Source organism: Streptomyces radiopugnans (assembly GCF_900110735.1).
Lineage (GTDB): Bacteria > Actinomycetota > Actinomycetes > Streptomycetales > Streptomycetaceae > Streptomyces > Streptomyces radiopugnans.
In genome coordinates this window covers 29,687-47,124 of record NZ_FOET01000002.1, presented here as the reverse complement: position 1 = coordinate 47,124, position 17,438 = coordinate 29,687, and the positions used below count along the sequence as shown (strand labels likewise).

The following is a 17,438-nucleotide window of genomic DNA, read 5'->3' as shown; positions in this document are numbered from 1 at the left end:
CGGCGCGGGGCCCGGACCGCACAGAGGCGGTCCGGGCCCCGCGGCGTTCCCGGCCCGCTGCCCTCAGCCCAGCCGTGCCGCCACCTCCTCGCGCAGCCGCGGCAGCATGTCGTGGAGCACCCCGGGGCACAGCGTGCCGGTGTTGAAGTCCTTGTGGCCGTACATCCGCGCGGGCGCGATGCCGTACCGCTCGCACACGTACGCGCACAGGATCACCAGCACCTCCCACTGGGCCTGCGGCGGCACCGCGCCCGCGTGGTACGCGCCCTCGCAGGCGATGCCGACGGCCCGGTCGTTCTGCCCGGAGGTGTGCGCGCCGAGCACGAAGGAGGTGCCGCCGGTGAGGGTCCGCAGGCTGCCGTGCCGGCCCTCGGTGATCCAGCCCCCCCGGCTGACGGCGAAGTGGTAGCCGGTGTCGATCCAGCCGTTGCCGTCCATGTGCAGGTCCTGGACCCAGTGGGCGTGTGCGTGGGCCTGGGCGCGGGAGAGGTCGGAGGTGTTCGCGCTCACCGTGTGGTGGACGACGATCCGGTCCGGCCGGTACCCGAGGACGGTGACGTTCCCCCGGGGCGGCCGGGCGTTCCACTCCTGGGTGCTGTCGACGTCGGGTTCGACGGTGCCCGAGGCCCGGGCGGTGCCCGGCAGGGCGCCGGCGGCGACGAGCCCGGCGGTACCGGTGATCAGCAGACGGCGGCGCAGCGGTTTCTCACCGTTCACGGTCGCTCCTCGAGGAGTCGCGCGGGGTACGCGGGTCGCGGGGTCGGGAAATGGGGGTGCGAGGCGGGACGGGGTGGGGCCGCGGGCCGGCTCCGCCGGACGGTGGAGCCGGCCCGCGGTCGTCCGCCGGCCCGGAGGCTACGGCGTGTTGTTGGCCAGGGCGAGGAGCCTGTCCCTGGTGCCGTTGAACTTGTTGCGGTCCACGTTCCCGGAGACGCCGGCGACCGATCCGGTGCTGGTGTACTGCCACACCGTCCAGGTGGGGAAGCCGCTGGGGATGGTCGGGGTCTCGCTGGAGGTCCAGTGCGCCACCCACAGCGGGCTCTTGCTGTACATGCCGGTCCAGTTGCCGGTGCAGGTGTTCCACCAGCCGGCGGTCGTGTAGATCACCACGTCACGGCTGGTGCGCGTCTTGTAGGTGTTGTAGAAGTCGGTGATCCAGGCGCGCATCTGAGTGGTGGACAGGCCGTAGCACATCGCCCCGTACGGGTTGTGCTCGATGTCCAGGACGCCCGGCAGGGTCATGTTGTCCCTCGACCACGCACCGCCGTTGGAGGCGAAGTAGGCCGCCTGGGTCGAGCCGCCGGAGACGTCGGGGCGCGCGAAGTGGTAGGCGCCGCGGATCACGCCGGCGTTGTACGCCGCCACGTAGTTGGTGTTGAACCGCGAGTCCTTGAAGCTGGTGCCCTCGGTCGCCTTGATCCAGGCGAACTGGATGCCCGAGTTCCGCACCGAGGCCCAGTTGATGGCGCCCTGCCAGTGCGAGACGTCGATCCCCTGCACGCCGCTGGTGTGGGCCAGCGCCCCCAGCGGCGGGTCCTCCTGTGCGTCGCCGCCCTCGTGGAGCCGGTAGCCGGCGCCCATGAACGCCGTGCCGGGCTTGAGGGGCTCCTTGGCGGGCGGCGGCGCCGCCGCGGCCGTGCCGGCCGTGCCCGTCAGCAGGGCGAGTACGACGGCGAGCACGCCGATCACGGCGGTTCTCAGCCGGCGGGGGGCGGGGGATCTGTGCGAGAGCATGGCTTCCTCCTGGCGCTTCGAGAAGGCGGGAGTGGGGGGCGGAGGTGCTGAGTGGTGCCGTCGGTACAGGCGGGCGCGTCTGCACGGCCGTGCCGACGCGCCTGTGTTGACGTGAACGCGTCATAAGTGACGCATGAGGGCGGTCGCTCTGTAAAGACGTTCCAGTCACTCTCTGTGGTCTCTACCTCTGTCGGGAGAAGCGAAGTGCGCCGACGGGCCCCATCCGGCGGAAACTTTCACGGCGCGAAAGAGAGCGCCGCGCGCGGAGGGCGTCCGGCGGCCGGAAGATCCGCGCCGCGGCCCTGTGCGTTCCGCCGTTCGGGTGACCTTTGGGGTGGGCTTCGGAGCCGGCCGGGCAGGCCTTTCCGCTGTTTTCCGGCCCATCCGGCGCCACACGGGAAAAGGCGGGAAAAACTGCGGTGGCCGCCCGGGAACCACCGGAGTAGTTTTCGATGAGTGCCGACAAGCGCGGGAAGCCTGCCGAACAGGCATGACGGCCCGGCCAGTTGCCCCGCGCACCGGAAAGACCGTCCGACAACGCAGGTGATCACTCCGCGAAATCCGCGCCCGGCAGTCTCGGGCTCCTGTCGGTCGATCCCGTTCGGCGGAAGCCGCCGGGAGATCGGACACCGACCGCGGTGGAGGTGAAGTCATGGCGACGCAGACGGAACCCCTGATCGAGGCGCCCGGCGTCGAGGACGGTGCCGCCGTGTGGCGCATCGCCCGCGACTCCCGCGTACTCGATCTCAACTCCTCCTACAGCTACCTGCTGTGGTTCCGGGACTTCGCCGCCACCTCGGTGGTGGCGCGCGGTGAGCACGGCAGGCCCGTCGGCTTCGTCACCGGCTACCTGCGCCCGGAGCGGCCCGGCACGCTGGTCGTCTGGCAGGTCGCGGTGGACGAGGAGCACCGCGGGCGAGGTCTGGCGGGCGCCATGCTGGACCATCTGGCCGTCCGGCCGGCCCCGCGGGGGGTCCGGTACCTGGAGGCCACCGTCGCACCGGGGAACACCGCCTCCGACCGGCTGTTCACGGTCTTCGCCCGGCGGCACGGCGCGGCACTGGAACGCGAGGCGCTGTTCGGCGCGGAACTCTTCCCGGACGGCCACGACCCCGAGGTGCTGTACCGCATCGGGCCGCTGCCCCGCGCCGTCCGGCCCTGACCCACCGCACGTCCCGGCCCGTCGAGGACGGACGCCCCGCCGCCCGCCCGGCACACACCCACCGAGGAGCACACCGCCATGACCATCACCGAAGCCGAGACCTCCGTCTTCGACACCCTGGAGTCGGAGGTGCGCAGCTACTGCCGCGGCTGGCCCAGGGTCTTCGAGTACGCGCACGGCTGCCACCTCCATGACGAGGACGGCCATGTGTACCTGGACTTCTTCGCCGGGGCGGGCGCACTCAACTACGGGCACAACAACCCGGTGCTCAAACGCGCCCTGCTGGACTACCTGGAGCGCGACGGCGTCACCCACGGCCTGGACATGTCCACCACCGCCAAAAGGGACTTCCTGGAGACCTTCCGCGACCTCGTCCTGCGTCCGCGCGGCCTGGACCACAAGGTGATGTTCCCCGGCCCGACCGGCGCCAACGCCGTCGAGGCGGCCCTGAAACTGGCCCGCAAGGTCAAGAGGCGCGAGACGGTGGTGTCCTTCACCAACGCCTTCCACGGCATGTCGCTCGGGGCGCTGGCGGTGACCGGCAACGCCTTCAAGCGCGCCGGCGCCGGCGTCCCCCTGGTGCACGGAGTGCCGATGCCGTTCGACAACTACCTCGACGGCAAGGTCGAGGACTTCCTGTGGTTCGAGCGGCTGCTGCAGGACCGCGGTTCCGGCCTGAGCCGGCCGGCGGCCGTGATCGTGGAGACCGTGCAGGGCGAGGGTGGCGTCAACGTCGCCCGGGCCGAGTGGCTGCGCGCCCTGGCCGGCCTGTGCCGCCGTTGGGACATGCTGCTGATCGTCGACGACATCCAGATGGGCTGCGGCCGCACCGGCGGCTTCTTCTCCTTCGAGGAGGCCGGGATCACCCCCGACATCATCACGGTCTCCAAGTCCATCAGCGGCTACGGGCTGCCGATGGCGCTGACCCTGTTCCGGCCCGAGCTGGACGTCTGGGAGCCCGGCGAGCACAACGGCACCTTCCGCGGCAACAACCCGGCCTTCGTCACCGCCACCGCGGCCCTGGACACCTACTGGGCCGACAGGCAGATGGAGAAGCAGACGCTGGCCCGCGGCGAGCAGGTCGAGGCCGCCCTGTGCGAGATCGCCCGCGAGCACCGCCGCAGCGGGGCCGGATACCGGGGCCGCGGTCTGGCCTGGGGGCTGACCTTCACCGACGCCGGGCGCGCCGCCCGGGTGTGCGCCCGCGCCTTCGAGCTGGGGCTGCTGGTCGAGACCTCCGGCCCCGAGAGCGAGGTCGTCAAGCTGCTCCCGGCGCTGACGATCTCCCCCGAGGAGCTGGACGAGGGCCTGCGCACCCTGGCCCGCGCCGTCGACGAGACCGCCTGACCGTGCGCCGCGCGCCATGCACCGTCGGCCGCGCGCCGGGCTTCCCGGCCGGGGTGGCCCGGCGCGCTGAACCGGCAGCGCGCCGCCGTCCCGAAAGCGCCATAATGTTCGTGTATGGGAGATACATGGCAGATCTGCCGTGAGGTGCCGCCACCGGGACGGACGGGGGCGGCACACCGGTGCCGCACGGCATCCGGCACCGCGGGCAGAGAGGCCGGGGGCCCGCCCGGCGGCCTGATCCCCGAGCGGGGCCGGCGAGGAGCGCACGGTGGCCGGGCCGGGTGAGGCGGCGGCCGTGCGCGACCGGCTGGAGACGGAGTTCCTGGAGGTGGTGCGCGGCACCGGCGCGTCCGTCGGCGGCCTCTACCTGCTGACCCCGGACGGGGACGTGCTGCGTCTGGCGATTCTGTACGGGGCGCCGCTCGACTTCGTCGCACCGTGGATGAGGGTCGGCCTGGCCGCACCCGTACCGGCGGCCGACGCGGTGCGCGAGAACCGCCTGGTGTGGGTGGGGGGCCAGGAGGACATGGCCCGGGCCTATCCGCGCACGGCGGTGGCGGTGCCGTACCACTTCGCCCTGGCCGCCGCTCCCGTCACCACCGACCGCGTCCGGGGCGCACTGCTGCTGCTGTGGCCCGGCACCCACTCGCAGCGGATCACCCCGCGGCGGCGCGACAACGTCGTCTCCAACTGCCGGCGGCTGGCACGGCTGCTGGACGAGGAGGAGGCGGCGGGCCGACCGGTCGGGGCGGCCGCCCGGCCGCGGGTGCTGAGCCCCGGCACCGCGCGCACCGGCAGGTCGCAGTCGGCACTGGCCGCCGAGGACTTCGCCGAGCGCCTGCCCGGCGGCTGCTGTGCGCTCGACCTCGAGGGCCGCATCACCTTCGTCAGCTCGGGCGGCGCCGAGCTGCTGGGCCGCAGCGCCGACCAACTGCTGGGCACGCGCCCGTGGCACTCGCTGCCCTGGCTGGACGATCCGGTCTACGAGGACCGCTACCGCGCCGCGGTCGTCAGCCGCGAGCCCGTCTCCTTCACCGCACGCCGGCCGCCCGGCCGATGGCTCGACTTCCGGCTCTACCCGGACGCCAGCGGCATCAGCGTGCGCATCGAGCCCGCGGGTGCCGGCCCCCGCCCCGCACCGGTGCGCGGCGAGCGGGCCGGGGGGAGCGCCCCGGCGAGGGTCGGACAGCTCTACCAGATGATGCACCTGGCCGCGGCCCTGACCGAGACCGTCGGGGTGCGGGACGTGGTCGACCTCGTCGCCGACCAGATCATGCCGGCCTTCGACGCCAAGGGGCTGGTGCTGTCCGTCCTGGACGGGGGCCGGCTGCGCATCATCGGCCACCGCGGCTACTCAAGGGCGGCCATCGAGCGGCTCGAAGGCGTCTCGCTGGAGACCGACCTCACCCCGGCCGGGCGGGTGCTCACCGGGGCCGCACCGCTCTTCTACCCCTCACCGGAGGAGATGGAGCGCGAGTACCCCGGCCTGCCGCGGACGACCGGCAAACAGGCGTGGGCGTACCTGCCGCTGAGCATCTCCGGACGGCCCGTGGGCTGCTGCACCCTGTCCTACGACCGGCCCCACGCGTTCGCCGCCGAGGAGCGCGCGGTCCTCACCTCCCTGGCCGGACTCATCGCCCAGGCACTGGACCGGGCGCGCCTGTACGACACCAAGCACCAGCTCGCCCACGGCCTCCAGCAGGCACTGCTGCCCCACACCCTTCCCGCCGTCCCCGGACTGCGGGTGGCCGCCCGCTATCTGCCGGCCACCCGAGGCATGGAGATCGGCGGCGACTTCTACGACCTCATCCGCCTCAGCGACAGCACCGCGGCCGCCGTCATCGGCGACGTCCAGGGGCACAACGTCGCCGCCGCCGCCCTCATGGGCCAGGTCCGCACCGCCATCCACGCCCACGCCACCGCCGGAGTCCCCCCGGACCAGGTGCTCGCGCGCACCAACCGGCTCCTGATCGACCTCGACCCCGGGCTGTTCACCAGCTGCCTCTACGTCCACCTCGACCTGGCCCGGGGGCGCGCGAGCATCGCCAGCGCCGGCCACCCCTACCCGCTCCTGCGCGGACCCGACGGCCGCGCCCGCCCTCTCGACGTCCCGCCCGGCCTGCTGCTGGGCGTCGAACCGGACGCCGACTACGAGGTCTTCGACACCCCCCTGCAGGCGGGCGCGATCCTCGCCCTCTACACCGACGGCCTCGTCGAGACCCCGGGCGTCGATCCCGACCAGGCCACCGCCGACCTCGCCCGTCATCTCGCCGACGCCCCCGACGGGGATCTGGAGCGGCTCGTCGACGCCGTCATCCGGAAGGTGCGCCCCACCCGGCAGCGCACCGACGACATCGCCCTGCTCCTGCTGCGGACGGTGTTCGGCGAGGGCTGAGCGGGGCTCGGACGGCCGGGGCCGTGCCGGGGCGGGTGGGGCGGCGGAGACGCGGATCCCGCCCCGGCACGGTGGTGCGGTGCCGGGGCGGGATCGCGGGGTGGCGGGTGCGGCGGCGGTCAGGGACTGGTGCAGGCGATGCCGCCGGGTGCCGCGGTGGAGCTGCCGGTGGCGGTGAAACCGAAGGTGACGGCGCCGCCGGCCGCGAGGGTGCCGTTCCAGGGGGTGTTGCTCACGGTGACGTTTCCGCCGGTCCCGGTGCTCCGGCCGTTCCAGACGCTGCCGAGGGTCTGGCCGGGGGCCAGGGTCATCGTGACGGTCCAGCCGTCGAGCGTGCCGGTGCCGCTGTTGCGGACCGACACCTCGCCCTGGAAACCGCCGGACCAGCTGTTGACCGTGCGGTACTCGGCGGTGCAGGCGCCGCCGTCCGTGCCGCCGGTGGTCCCGCCGGTGCCCCCGGTGGTGCCGCCCGTGGTTCCCCCGGTGGTGCCTCCGGTCGTGCCGCCCGTGGTTCCCCCGGCGGTGCCGCCGGAGGCGCCGTCGCCGGTGAGCGCGGGGGTCTGCCAGTTCCGCCACTCGGCCAGGTTGGCGGACTTCTTGCCGGAGATCCTGAAGGTTCCGGAGACGGTGCCGCTGTTCAGCAGGAACTTCTGGATGTGCTGCTGCAGCGGAGCGCGCCACTCGGAGCGGACGGCGCAGTGGTTGCCGTCCTGGACGTCGGACCAGTAGGTGATGTTGTTCTGCGCGCCGAGTGCCTTGTAGACCTCGGCCCCGCCCAGGGCGGCGACGGCCCCGGAGCGGGCGCCCAGCCAGTCGACGTGCGGATTGTCCATGATCAGCAGGCCGCGGGGGGCGACCATGCCCACGATCTGGTGGGTGTCCACCGGCAGGGCAGCGGGGTTGCCGGTGTAGGAGCCGAACGCGTCGCCCAGCCAGGGCTGTTCGGAGTAGGCGCTGCTCAGCGGCTGGGCGCCGCTCTCCCTGGCGATGGAGCGGAAGGCGCCGACGCCGCCGCTGCCGGACTCGATCGGCATGGTCAGGGCGATGCGCTGGTCGAACGCGCCGGCGACGAAGGCGCCCTTGCCGTAGCGCGAGCAGCCGGTCACGCCGGTGGCGTCGGCTGTCAGGACGCTGCCGCCGGAGGACTCGATGACGTCGATGATGCGGCTCACCCCCCAGGCCCAGGCGGCCAGCAGGCCGGTGCTGCTGGAGGAGCCGTAGACGCTGTAGAAGGCGCCCTGCTTGTTGTTGCGCGCGGTGCCCTCCCGGCCGACGCTGAAGGGGTCGTAGCTGATGACGGCGGCGCCGGAGGCCTTGATGGTGGAGGTGTCCGCGCCGAAGCCGCCGTAGACGACGACGGCGGGGAAGGGGCCGGTGCCGCTGGGCAGTTCCACGTTCGCGGAGAAACTGGAACTCCTGCCCTGGTGGCTGACGTTGACGGTGATCCGGGAGGAGGAGACCGTCCCGGTCACGTTGTCGGGCCTGGCGGGTTTCTGGCCGTAGACGGTGCGCTCGGCCAACTCCCTGATCTCCGCCCGCCGGCAGCGCCAGTCGGCCTTGGACGTGATCCGTGTGCCGTCCATCCTCGTGAACGGGTCGGGGAGCGTCGGGATGCTGGTGGAGCCGCCCTGGCCCACCTGGCAGTCGGCGCCGTCGTCCTCCACGGCCGCAGCGGCCGGCGCCGCGGGCGGCAGGGTGTCGGCGGCGCCCGCCTGTGCGCCGAGGGGGGTGGTGGCCAGGCTCGCGACGGCCACGAAGACCGCGGCTGCCCACACCCGGGGTCGATGGCGATGGAAGCGCATGTGGGGTACCTCCGGAGGAAGGCGTACCGCCGGCCGGGCGCGACTCCGGCCGGACCACGGCACGGAAACCGCGCACCCGCCGCAGCACGCCGGGTCGTGGGGGGTGGGCCGGTCCGGCCGGGCAGGACGCCGCGCGGGGCGCGGAGCGCCGGAACCGGGATGGAAGCGCTCCCAGCGTAAGAAGGCGGTCAGTGCGCGGCAACAGGCGGGAGCGGACCGGCCGAGGTCGGCCGCTTTCGCACTCCCGTCGGGGGTGCGGCGCCCGTCGCAGTCGGAAGGAAAGGTGGAAAACGGCCGCGTCGGCCGCCGCCCGGGGCTCCGCTCGGCGAAATTTTCAGCCATGTTCCGGTATTCGGTTGTTTTGTTTTCGGAAAGTTTCCCGGGTCTGCTCCGGACGACACCCGCCCGGCCGTCGACCGCCCGGTTCGGGCCCGGCCGCCGACATCGATGACGCGGGCGGGGGTACTCCGGGCGGCGGAAGACCAGAAGGGAGCACTCCCATGCCCGACCAGAACGCGACGCCCGCCGGCCCTCCGGACTCGCCGGACCGATCCGGGCGCGAGAACGGGGACCGGCCGCGGGACGACGGGCGGGATCCGGTGGAGCAGGACCCGGCGGTACGGCGAGCCTTCGCCGACGACGACACCACCACGGCCCTCACCACCGAGGAGCAGGACGACCGCGGTCCCCTGGCCCCGGACTTCCGGGAACCGGAGGAGCCCTCCGGCCGGGAGCCCGGCGGAACCCCTCGGGAGGATCCCCCGGGCCCGGACTGACAGGCGTTCCCACCGCGGCAACCGGCGGCGACAGGCTGCAACCGGCGGCACCGTGTGCGCACCGGTGAGCCCCGTCCCGCGCCGGACGGAGACCGGGCGGGCGTGACGGGCAGGGCCGCCCGCGTCTCCCGGAAGCAACGCCGGACGGTTCCGCCACCCGGTGTGGGCGGGCGGCGGGAGGGGGAACGAGTCGGCCATGCGCGTGACGGGACGACGACCGCACACGGTCCGCTGGGACGACGTGGCCGGGCACAGGATACGGAGCCTGCACACCGGCGGGAACCGGGCGGGGGGACACGAGGTGGTCGTACTCCCCGGACTGGGGGCGCTGGGCTACCTCACGGACACCCTGGAGGGATGCGGCGCCTGGGCGGACTCCTTCCTCCTGGACGTCCCCGGCTTCGGCCACCGGCCGCCCCGTGCCTGTCCCGCACGGATCCCCGCGCTGGCGGACGCGGTCTCCGCCTGGCTGGCCGCGGTGCCCCGGGGCCCGGTCGTGCTGGTGGGGCATTCCACCGGCGCCCAGGTCGCACTGCGCGTGGCGGCGGACCACCCCGACAGGGTGCGGACGCTGGTGCTGATGGGGCCGACCTTCCCGCCCGCACTGCGCCGCGCCTCCGGCCTGCTCAGGGCCCTTCCCCGCACCCTGGTGCACGAATCGGCCGGCGAACTCGGCGTCACCGTGCCCTACTACGTCCGCGCCGGGATGCGCGACCTGCTGCGGTACGTGCGCTCGGCACTGCACGACTCGCCCGAGCGGACCATCTCCCGGGTGACCTGCCCCACGCTGGTCCTGCGGGGCCGGCATGACGCGCTCGCTCCCGGGGAGTGGGCCCTCCGGCTGGCGGCCACCGCCCCGCGCGGACGGTCGATGACGGTCCCGGGGGCGCACAACTTCCCCTACCTGCACGGCGGGCTCACCGCCGCCCTCATCGCCGAGGCCGCCCGATACCGGTGACCGGTCCGGGCCCTGCCGCGCAATGGCACCAACTCGCCGAGCGGGTTTCCCGGTTGACCGGCGGCCGGCCACACACCGGACCTCCGGCCGTACCGCCGGTTCCGGCCGATACGGAGCGGGCCGATGTTTTGCACCGGGCGGCACGGTTACCCAAGCGGTGGCCCGCCGCCCACGGACGGACGTGAGGGCCGTCACCGTCCGCAGAGGACCGGCGTTCACCGTGATGCGGCGGCCGGGTACTTCCGCGACACAGGGAACGGAGAGACGAGTGGCGAGCATGAAGGTGGCCGACTACGTTCTGCAGCGGTTGCGCGAGTGGGGGGTGGACCACGTCTTCAGCTACGCGGGGGACGGCATCAACGGACTGCTCGCCGCCTGGGAGCGCGCCGGGGACAAGCCGAAGTTCGTCCAGTCCCGGCACGAGGAGATGTCGGCCTTCCAGGCGGTGGGGTACGCGAAGTTCTCCGGCAGGGTGGGGGTGTGCGCGGCGACCTCCGGTCCGGGGGCGATCCACCTCCTCAACGGTCTGTACGACGCCAAGCTCGACCACGTTCCGGTGGTGGCGATCGTCGGGCAGACCAACCGCAGCGCGATGGGCGGCTCCTACCAGCAGGAGGTCGACCTGAGCAGCCTGTACAAGGACGTGGCCTCGGACTTCTGCGAGACGGCGACGGTGCCCGAGCAGCTGCCCAACCTGATCGACCGGGCGATCCGCACCGCCTACGGGCGGCGTACGGTGACCGCGATCATCATCCCGGCCGACGTGCAGGAACTGGACTACACCCCGCCCGGCCACGAGTTCAAGATGGTGCCCTCCAGCCTGGGGCTGGGCAGGTCCGCGCCGGTCCCGGCGGACGAGGACCTCGCGCGTGCGGCGCAGGTGCTCAACGCCGGGGAGAAGGTCGCGGTCCTGATCGGGCAGGGCGCCCGGGGCGCGCGGAGCGAGGTCGAGCAGATCGCCGACGTGCTCGGCGCCGGGGTGGCCAAGGCCCTGCTGGGCAAGGACGCCCTGCCCGACACGCTGCCGTACGTCACCGGCGCCATCGGGCTGCTGGGCACCCGGCCGAGCTACGAGCTGATGCGCGACTGCGACACCCTGCTGATGATCGGCTCCAGCTTCCCGTACACGCAGTTCATGCCCGGGCTCGACCAGGCGCGCGCGGTGCAGATCGACATCGACCCGCACATGGTCGGCCTGCGCTACCCCTTCGAGGTGAACCTCGTCGGCGACGCGCGCGCCACCCTGGAGCGGCTGCTGCCGCTGCTGCACCGCAAGGAGGACCGCGCCTGGCGGCACACCGTCGAGGAGAACGTCTCCCGCTGGTGGGAGGTGATGCAGCGGCGCGCCGCCGTGGACGCCGACCCGGTCAACCCCGAGTACGTGGTGCACGCGCTGGACGGCCTGCTGCCCGAGAACGCCATCGTCACCGCCGACTCCGGCTCGGCCGCCAACTGGTACGCCCGCCACCTGCGCTTCCGGGGCGAGGTGCGCGGCTCGCTGTCGGGCACGCTGGCGACCATGGGGCCGGCCGTGCCCTACGCCATCGGCGCGAAGTTCGCCCACCCGGACCGCCCGGTGATCGCGCTGGTCGGCGACGGGAGCATGCAGATGAACGGCCTGATGGAGCTGGTCACCGCGGCCAAGTACCACTCGAGGTGGTCCGACCCGCGGCTGGTCGTGGGCGTGCTGAACAACGGGGACCTGAACCAGGTCACCTGGGAGATGCGGGCGATGAGCGGCTCCCCGCAGTTCGAGGAGTCCCAGCACATCCCGGACCTGCACTACGCCGAGATCGCCGCCGGCTTCGGCCTGGACGGGGTGCGCGTGGAGAAGCCCGGGGACGTCCAGGACGCCTGGCAGCGGGCGCTGGCGGCCGACCGCCCGTTCGTCATCGACTTCCGCACCGACCCGGCCGTGCCGCCGATCCCCCCGCACGCCACCTGGGACCAGGCGGAGGCCACCGCCTCCGCGATCCTGCGCGGCGACAGCGACCGCGGCCCGATGGTCCGCCAGGGCGTCAAGGCCAAGATGCAGGACTTCCTCCCCGGCGGCAAGAACCCCCAGGAGGAGCAGGGCCGGTGAGCGGGACGCCCACCGCCTCCCGCGCGGCGGGCGGGCCGGCCGTGGAGCGCCTGGAGGTCTCGGCCTTCACGGTGCCCACCGACCTGCCCGGCGGTGACGGGACCCTCACCTGGGACTCCACCACCCTGGTGCTGGTCGAGGCGGCCGCCGCCGGGGTCACCGGACTGGGCTGGACCTACGGGTCCCCGGCCACCGCCCAGGTGGTCTCCGGGCAACTGGCCGGGATCGTGGACGGGCACGACGCCCTCGACGTCCCCGGCGCCAACGAGGCGATGGCCCGGGCGGTGCGCAACACCGGCCGGCCGGGGATCGCCGCGTGCGCGATCTCCGCGGTGGACACCGCCCTGTGGGACCTCAAGGCCCGTCTGCTGGGTCTGCCGCTGGTCCGCCTGCTCGGCGCGGTGCGCGCCGAGGTCCCGGTGTACGGCAGCGGCGGGTTCACCACCTACGACGACGCACAGCTCCGGCGGCAGCTGCGAGGCTGGACCGAGGAGCAGGCCGTCCCCCGGGTGAAGATCAAGATCGCCGAGTCCCGGGGCCGCCGGGAGGGCCGCGACCTGGAGCGCATCGCCCTGGCCCGCGAGACGGTCGGTGACGGCGCGGAGCTGTACGTCGATGCCAACGGCGGCTACACCCGCAAACAGGCGATCCGCATCGCCGCCGCATTCGCCGACGCCGGAGTGACCTGGCTGGAGGAGCCGGTCTCCTCCGACGACCTCGAAGGGCTGCGGGAGGTCCGCGACGGCGTCCTGGCCGACGTCGCGGCGGGCGAGTACGGCTACGACCTGCCGTACCTCGCCCGCATGGCCGCCGCGGGAGCCGTGGACTGCCTCCAGGCGGACGTCACCCGCTGCGGGGGCGTCACCGTGTGGCTGCGCGCCGCGGCCGTCGCCGAGTCCCTCGGCCTGGAGATCTCCGGGCACTGCGCCCCCCACCTGCACGCGCACGCCGCCGCCGCGGTGCCCAACCTGCGGCACCTGGAATGGTTCCTCGACCACGTCCGCATCGAGGAGATGCTCTTCCGCGGCACCCTCGACCCCCGGGGCGGTGCGGTCCGGCCGGGCGCCTCCGGCACCCCGGGGCACGGTCTGGAGCTGGACCGCGAGGCGGCAGAGGCCCACCGCACCGCCTGAGGCGCCGCGGACGTACGCCGGACGGCTCCGCCCGGTGGCCGCCGCGCCACGGGATCGGAGCCGTCATGCCACCGTCATGCCAAGCCGTCATGCCACGTCCGGGTCACGCCGTCATGCCACGTCCGGGTCACGCCCCGAGCCGTCGGCGGGCACGCCTGCGCGCCAGGAGCGCCAGCCCTCCGCCCGCCGCGGCGGAGGCCACCGCGGCGGGGGCCAGCAGCGCCCGGGGGCCCGGCGCGGCCGGGCGCTCCCCGACCGCCTCCTCGCCGCGGAGCGCTGCGGCCAGCACCTCGGCCAGGTGCAGCGGCGTACGTCCGGTGCCGCCCTGCTCGACCTGGGTGCGGCAGCTGAAGCCGTCGGCCAGGACCAGGGTGCCGGGGCCGGCCTCGCGGACGGCGGGCAGCAGCCCCTGCTCGGCGCAGGCCATGGACACCTCGTAGTGGCCGCGCTCGAAGCCGAAGTCGCCCGCCAGCCCGCAGCAGCCCGTGTCGAGGACCTCGGCCTCGACCCCGGCCCGCTCCAGCACCCTGCGGTCGGCGTCGAAGCCCATGACCGCGTACTGGTGGCAGTGGCGCTGCACCACCGCCCGGGCGTCCACGGCCGGCGGACGCCAGTCGGCGGCGCGCTCGTCCAGCAGTTCGGCGAAGGTGCGGGTCTGCTCCCGCAGCCGCTCCGCGTCCGGCTCGCCGGGCATCAGCTCGACGGCGTCGGAGCGGAAGACGGCGGTGCAGCTGGGCTCCAGGCCGACGACCGGGGTGCCGCGCCGCAGGTCCTCGCGGAGCACCTCCAAAATATGTCCCAGGACCCGCCGGGCGACGCCGAGCTGCCCGGTGGAGATCCAGGTCAGCCCGCAGCACACGGAGGTCTCGGGCACCTTCACCCGGAATCCGGCCGCTTCCAGGACCTCCACCGCGGCCCGCCCGATCGAGGGGTGGAAGTGCTCGGTGAAGGTGTCCGGCCACACCACCACCTCACCGCGCCGGCCGTCCCCGCGCGGCCCGCCGCGCTCGCGCCACCAGTCGGTGAGGCCCTGCTCGGCGAAGAGGGGCAGCCGCCGCTCGGGTGCGATGCCGCCGGCGGCCTTGGCGACCCGGGCCACGGCCGGGACACCGAGGAGGGCGTTGACGGTCCGGGCCACCGGCGCGGCCAGCCGGGCGACGGCCGGCAGCCAGCCCATGGAGTAGTGCGACGCCGGGCGCAGCCGTCCGGCGTAGTGGTGGTGCAGGAACTCCGCCTTGTAGGTGGCCATGTCCACGTTGACCGGGCAGTCGGTCTTGCAGCCCTTGCAGGCCAGGCAGAGGTCGAGCGCGTCGCGGACCTCCTCCGAGCGCCAGCCGTCGTCCACCGGGGAGCCGTTGCGGACCATCTCGAACAGCAGCCTGGCCCGGCCGCGCGTGGAGTGCTCCTCCTCCCGTGTGACGCGGTAGCTGGGGCACATCACGCCGCCCTCCAGCGACCGGCACCTGCCCACGCCGACGCAGCGGGCGGCGGCGGCGCTGAACCTCCCGTCGTCGTGGGGGTAGGCGAAGGCGGTCTCCGGTTCCCAGGGCCGGTAGTCCGGGCCCAGGCGCAGATTCTCGTCCAGCCGGTAGGGGGCGACGACCTTGCCGGGGTTCATCCGGTTGCCGGGGTCGAAGACGGTCTTCAGACGCCCGAACGCCTCGACCAGTTCCGGTCCGAACATCTTCTCCAGCAGCTCGCCGCGCGCCTGGCCGTCCCCGTGCTCGCCCGAGAACGAGCCGCCGTAGGAGACCACCAGGTCGGCGGCGCGTTCGACGAAGGCGCGCATGCGGGCCACGCCCTCGGCCGACCGGAGGCCGAAGGGGATGCGGGTGTGCACGCAGCCGTGCCCGAAGTGGCCGTAGACGGACGGGTGCCCGTAGCCGAACTCCTCGAACAGCGCCTTGAGGTCGCGCAGGTAGTCGCCCAGCCGGTGCACGGGGACGGCCGAGTCCTCCCAGCCCTCCCAGGTGTCGGGTTCGCCGGGGACGTGTGCGGTGGCCCCCAGTCCGGACTCGCGGACCATCCACAGCTCCCCGATGCGCCGCGGGTCGTCGTACCAGGTGTGGTCCACCGCCCCCGTCCCGGCGTCGATGAGCGCGCGGGCCCTGCCCGCCGCCTCCTGGCGCGTGTCGCCGGCGAACTGGACCATCAGGTAGGCCCTGCCGTCGGGGAGTTTCCCCAGCGCCTCGGGGTTGAGGTTCTTGCGGCGCTGGAAGTGCACCAGCCGGCTGTCCACACCCTCCAGGGCGAGCGGGTCGTGGGCGACGACGGCGGGGACGTGGTCGGCGGCCGTGGCGATGTCGGGGTAGCCGAGCACGACGAGCGACTGGTGCGCGGGGACGGGCACCAGTTCCAGTTCGGCCCGTACCACGGTCACCAGGGTGGATTCCGATCCGGTGAGCAGTCCGGCGACGTCGAAACCGTGCTCCGGCAGCAGGGAGTCGAGGTTGTACCCCGACACCCGCCGGGGGATGTCGGGGTAGCGCTCCCGGACCAGGCCGGCGTACCGGTCCCGCAGGGCCACCAGGTGCCGGTGGATCTCCGCCGCGCGGCCCTCGCCGGACGTCAGCCGCTCCAGTTCCTCCTCGCCGGTGGGCCCCACCCACATCCGCAGGCCGTCGTAGGTGAGCACCTCCAGGCGGCGGAGGTTGTCGGTCACCTTGCCGTACGCCTGTGCCGTGGACCCGCAGGCGTTGTTGCCGATCATCCCGCCGATCGTGCAGTTGGGATGGGTCGCGGGGCGGGGGCCGTACCGGAGGCCGTGGGGGGCCAGCCTCCGGTTCAGCTCGTCCAGCACGATGCCCGGCTCCACCACGCACGTGCGCCGCTCCGGGTCGACGGAGACCAGGCGGTCGCAGTACTTGCTCCAGTCCAGGACGACGGCGGTGTTGCAGCACTCCCCGGCCAGGCTGGTGCCGCCACCGCGCGACAGCAGCGGCGCCCCGAACTCCCGGCACACCGCCACCGCCTCCTCGGCCGCCTCGGGGGTGCGCGGCAGGACCACCCCGATCGGCGTCTGCCGGTAGTTGGAGGCGTCGGTGGAGTAAGTCGCCCGGGTGCCCCTGTCGAAGCGCACCTCGCCGTCGACCCGTTCGCGCAGCGCGCGTTCCAGGGCCGGGACATCGACGTCGGGATCGGGATGGGGCCGACGGACGACAGGGAGGGGGAGGTCGGTCGGAGCCATGCGATGCCTTTCCGAAGCGGCTTGCTGTGGCGCCGATCGGTGGGTTCCGCACGGTGCGCGGGCGTCCACTGCCGCGAGTGCGGAAGGCGCACGCCGCTCCACCGGCCGGCAGCCGGATCCCGGTTCCGGTAACCGGAGGGACGGGAACGAAACCCCCGGCGCCCGCGCACCGGCCCCGGGGTGCGGGCCCTGCCCGGCCGGTCGAGCCGGGTTCGTGACGCGGCTGCCGGGTTACCCGGTCCGCATGCGAGTGAAGCGATTGCAGGAGTCGCCGGAGTCCGTCCACGTCGTCGTGCTCGACGCGGGGGAGGAGGCCGTTGAGGCGGTGGGACGCCTCGCGCGCGAACTCCGGCTCGGAGCCGCTCAGATCACCGCGATCGGCGCCTTCGAGCAGGCGGTGGTGGGCTGGTTCGACCGTGAGGCCGGGGACTACCGCCGCATTCCGGTCCGGGAGCAGTGCGAGGTGCTGAGCCTGGTCGGGGACATCGCGGTCGGCGAGGACGGGGAACCCGCACCGCATCTGCACGCCGTGCTCGGCACGGCCGACGGGCAGGTGCGCGGTGGGCACCTGCTGGAGGGCCGGACGTGGCCGACGCTGGAGCTGGTGGTGCGGAACTCCCCCACCGCGCTGGCCAAGACCTGGCGTCCGGAGGTCGGCCTGGCGCTGATCGATCCCGACAAGACGGCCGAGCGGCCGTGAACGGCGGTGGCAGGGGCCCGCCGCCGCGCCCGTTCGGCCGGCCGGGACGGCCGGGGCTCCAAGGGGCTCGTGCGTTCCCGCCGCGTCGGGTGGTGACCACCCACGCCTGCGTCGCGCGGACGGCGTCCGGCCGCGCGGTGGTCGCGCAGCGTGTCCCACCC

The 17,438-nt window shown here is 73.8% G+C and carries 12 protein-coding genes; 8 read left to right on the top strand and 4 right to left on the bottom strand.

What is annotated here, in order from left to right; genetic code table 11:
* Positions 1-63: 63 nt before the first annotated feature.
* Both BMY40_RS05050 and BMY40_RS05045 read right to left on the bottom strand, forming a co-directional pair.
* A complete protein-coding gene (locus BMY40_RS05050) occupies positions 64-717 on the bottom strand; it encodes a peptidoglycan recognition protein family protein (RefSeq protein WP_093655930.1) in 654 nt (217 codons plus the stop codon).
* A gap of 138 nt (positions 718-855) precedes the next feature.
* Positions 856-1,734, bottom strand: coding sequence for a lysozyme (locus tag BMY40_RS05045; protein WP_093655928.1), 879 nt, complete (start codon positions 1,732-1,734; stop codon positions 856-858).
* Positions 1,735-2,386: 652 nt separating this feature from the next.
* On the opposite strand from BMY40_RS05045, the gene ectA reads away from it, so the two are divergent.
* The 3 genes from ectA (at position 2,387) to BMY40_RS05030 (ending at position 6,638) form a co-directional block, all read left to right on the top strand.
* Entirely contained in the window at positions 2,387-2,896 is a 510-nt protein-coding gene (gene ectA, locus BMY40_RS05040) for a diaminobutyrate acetyltransferase (RefSeq protein WP_093655926.1), read from the top strand.
* Positions 2,897-2,974: 78 nt separating this feature from the next.
* On the top strand, positions 2,975-4,243 hold the full coding sequence (gene ectB / locus BMY40_RS05035; protein WP_093655924.1) for a diaminobutyrate--2-oxoglutarate transaminase: 1,269 nt from the start codon (positions 2,975-2,977) through the stop codon (positions 4,241-4,243).
* Between the two features lie 268 nt (positions 4,244-4,511).
* On the top strand, positions 4,512-6,638 hold the full coding sequence (locus tag BMY40_RS05030; protein WP_245769869.1) for a SpoIIE family protein phosphatase: 2,127 nt from the start codon (positions 4,512-4,514) through the stop codon (positions 6,636-6,638).
* Between the two features lie 119 nt (positions 6,639-6,757).
* Here BMY40_RS05030 and BMY40_RS05025 read toward each other — a convergent pair whose 3' ends face one another.
* Positions 6,758-8,440 (bottom strand): glucuronyl esterase domain-containing protein, encoded by a 1,683-nt coding sequence (locus BMY40_RS05025; RefSeq protein WP_093655922.1) that lies wholly within the window; start codon positions 8,438-8,440, stop codon positions 6,758-6,760.
* A gap of 500 nt (positions 8,441-8,940) precedes the next feature.
* Between BMY40_RS05025 and BMY40_RS05020 the strand changes: the two genes are divergently transcribed.
* The 4 genes from BMY40_RS05020 to BMY40_RS05005 all read left to right on the top strand — a co-directional run bounded on the left by BMY40_RS05020 (position 8,941) and on the right by BMY40_RS05005 (position 13,390).
* Complete coding sequence (locus BMY40_RS05020; protein WP_093655920.1) at positions 8,941-9,216, top strand: hypothetical protein; 276 nt, start codon at positions 8,941-8,943, stop codon at positions 9,214-9,216.
* 301 nt (positions 9,217-9,517) lie between these two features.
* Positions 9,518-10,174, top strand: a complete 657-nt coding sequence (locus BMY40_RS05015; protein WP_177213882.1) for an alpha/beta fold hydrolase — start codon at positions 9,518-9,520, stop codon at positions 10,172-10,174.
* A 277-nt stretch (positions 10,175-10,451) separates the two neighbouring features.
* Positions 10,452-12,257, top strand: coding sequence for a thiamine pyrophosphate-requiring protein (locus BMY40_RS05010; RefSeq protein WP_093655916.1), 1,806 nt, complete (start codon positions 10,452-10,454; stop codon positions 12,255-12,257).
* Positions 12,254-13,390, top strand: a complete 1,137-nt coding sequence (locus BMY40_RS05005) for an enolase C-terminal domain-like protein (protein ID WP_245769868.1) — start codon at positions 12,254-12,256, stop codon at positions 13,388-13,390. The genes BMY40_RS05010 and BMY40_RS05005 overlap by 4 nt, the downstream gene beginning before the upstream one ends.
* Before the next feature lie 127 nt (positions 13,391-13,517).
* Here the strand turns inward: BMY40_RS05005 and BMY40_RS05000 are convergent, their stop codons facing one another.
* Positions 13,518-16,577 (bottom strand): FAD-binding and (Fe-S)-binding domain-containing protein, encoded by a 3,060-nt coding sequence (locus tag BMY40_RS05000; protein WP_093655914.1) that lies wholly within the window; start codon positions 16,575-16,577, stop codon positions 13,518-13,520.
* Positions 16,578-16,821: 244 nt separating this feature from the next.
* Here BMY40_RS05000 and BMY40_RS04995 point away from each other — a divergent pair, with 244 nt between their 5' ends.
* On the top strand, positions 16,822-17,277 hold the full coding sequence (locus tag BMY40_RS04995; RefSeq protein WP_093656688.1) for a PPC domain-containing DNA-binding protein: 456 nt from the start codon (positions 16,822-16,824) through the stop codon (positions 17,275-17,277).
* Positions 17,278-17,438: the final 161 nt, after the last annotated feature.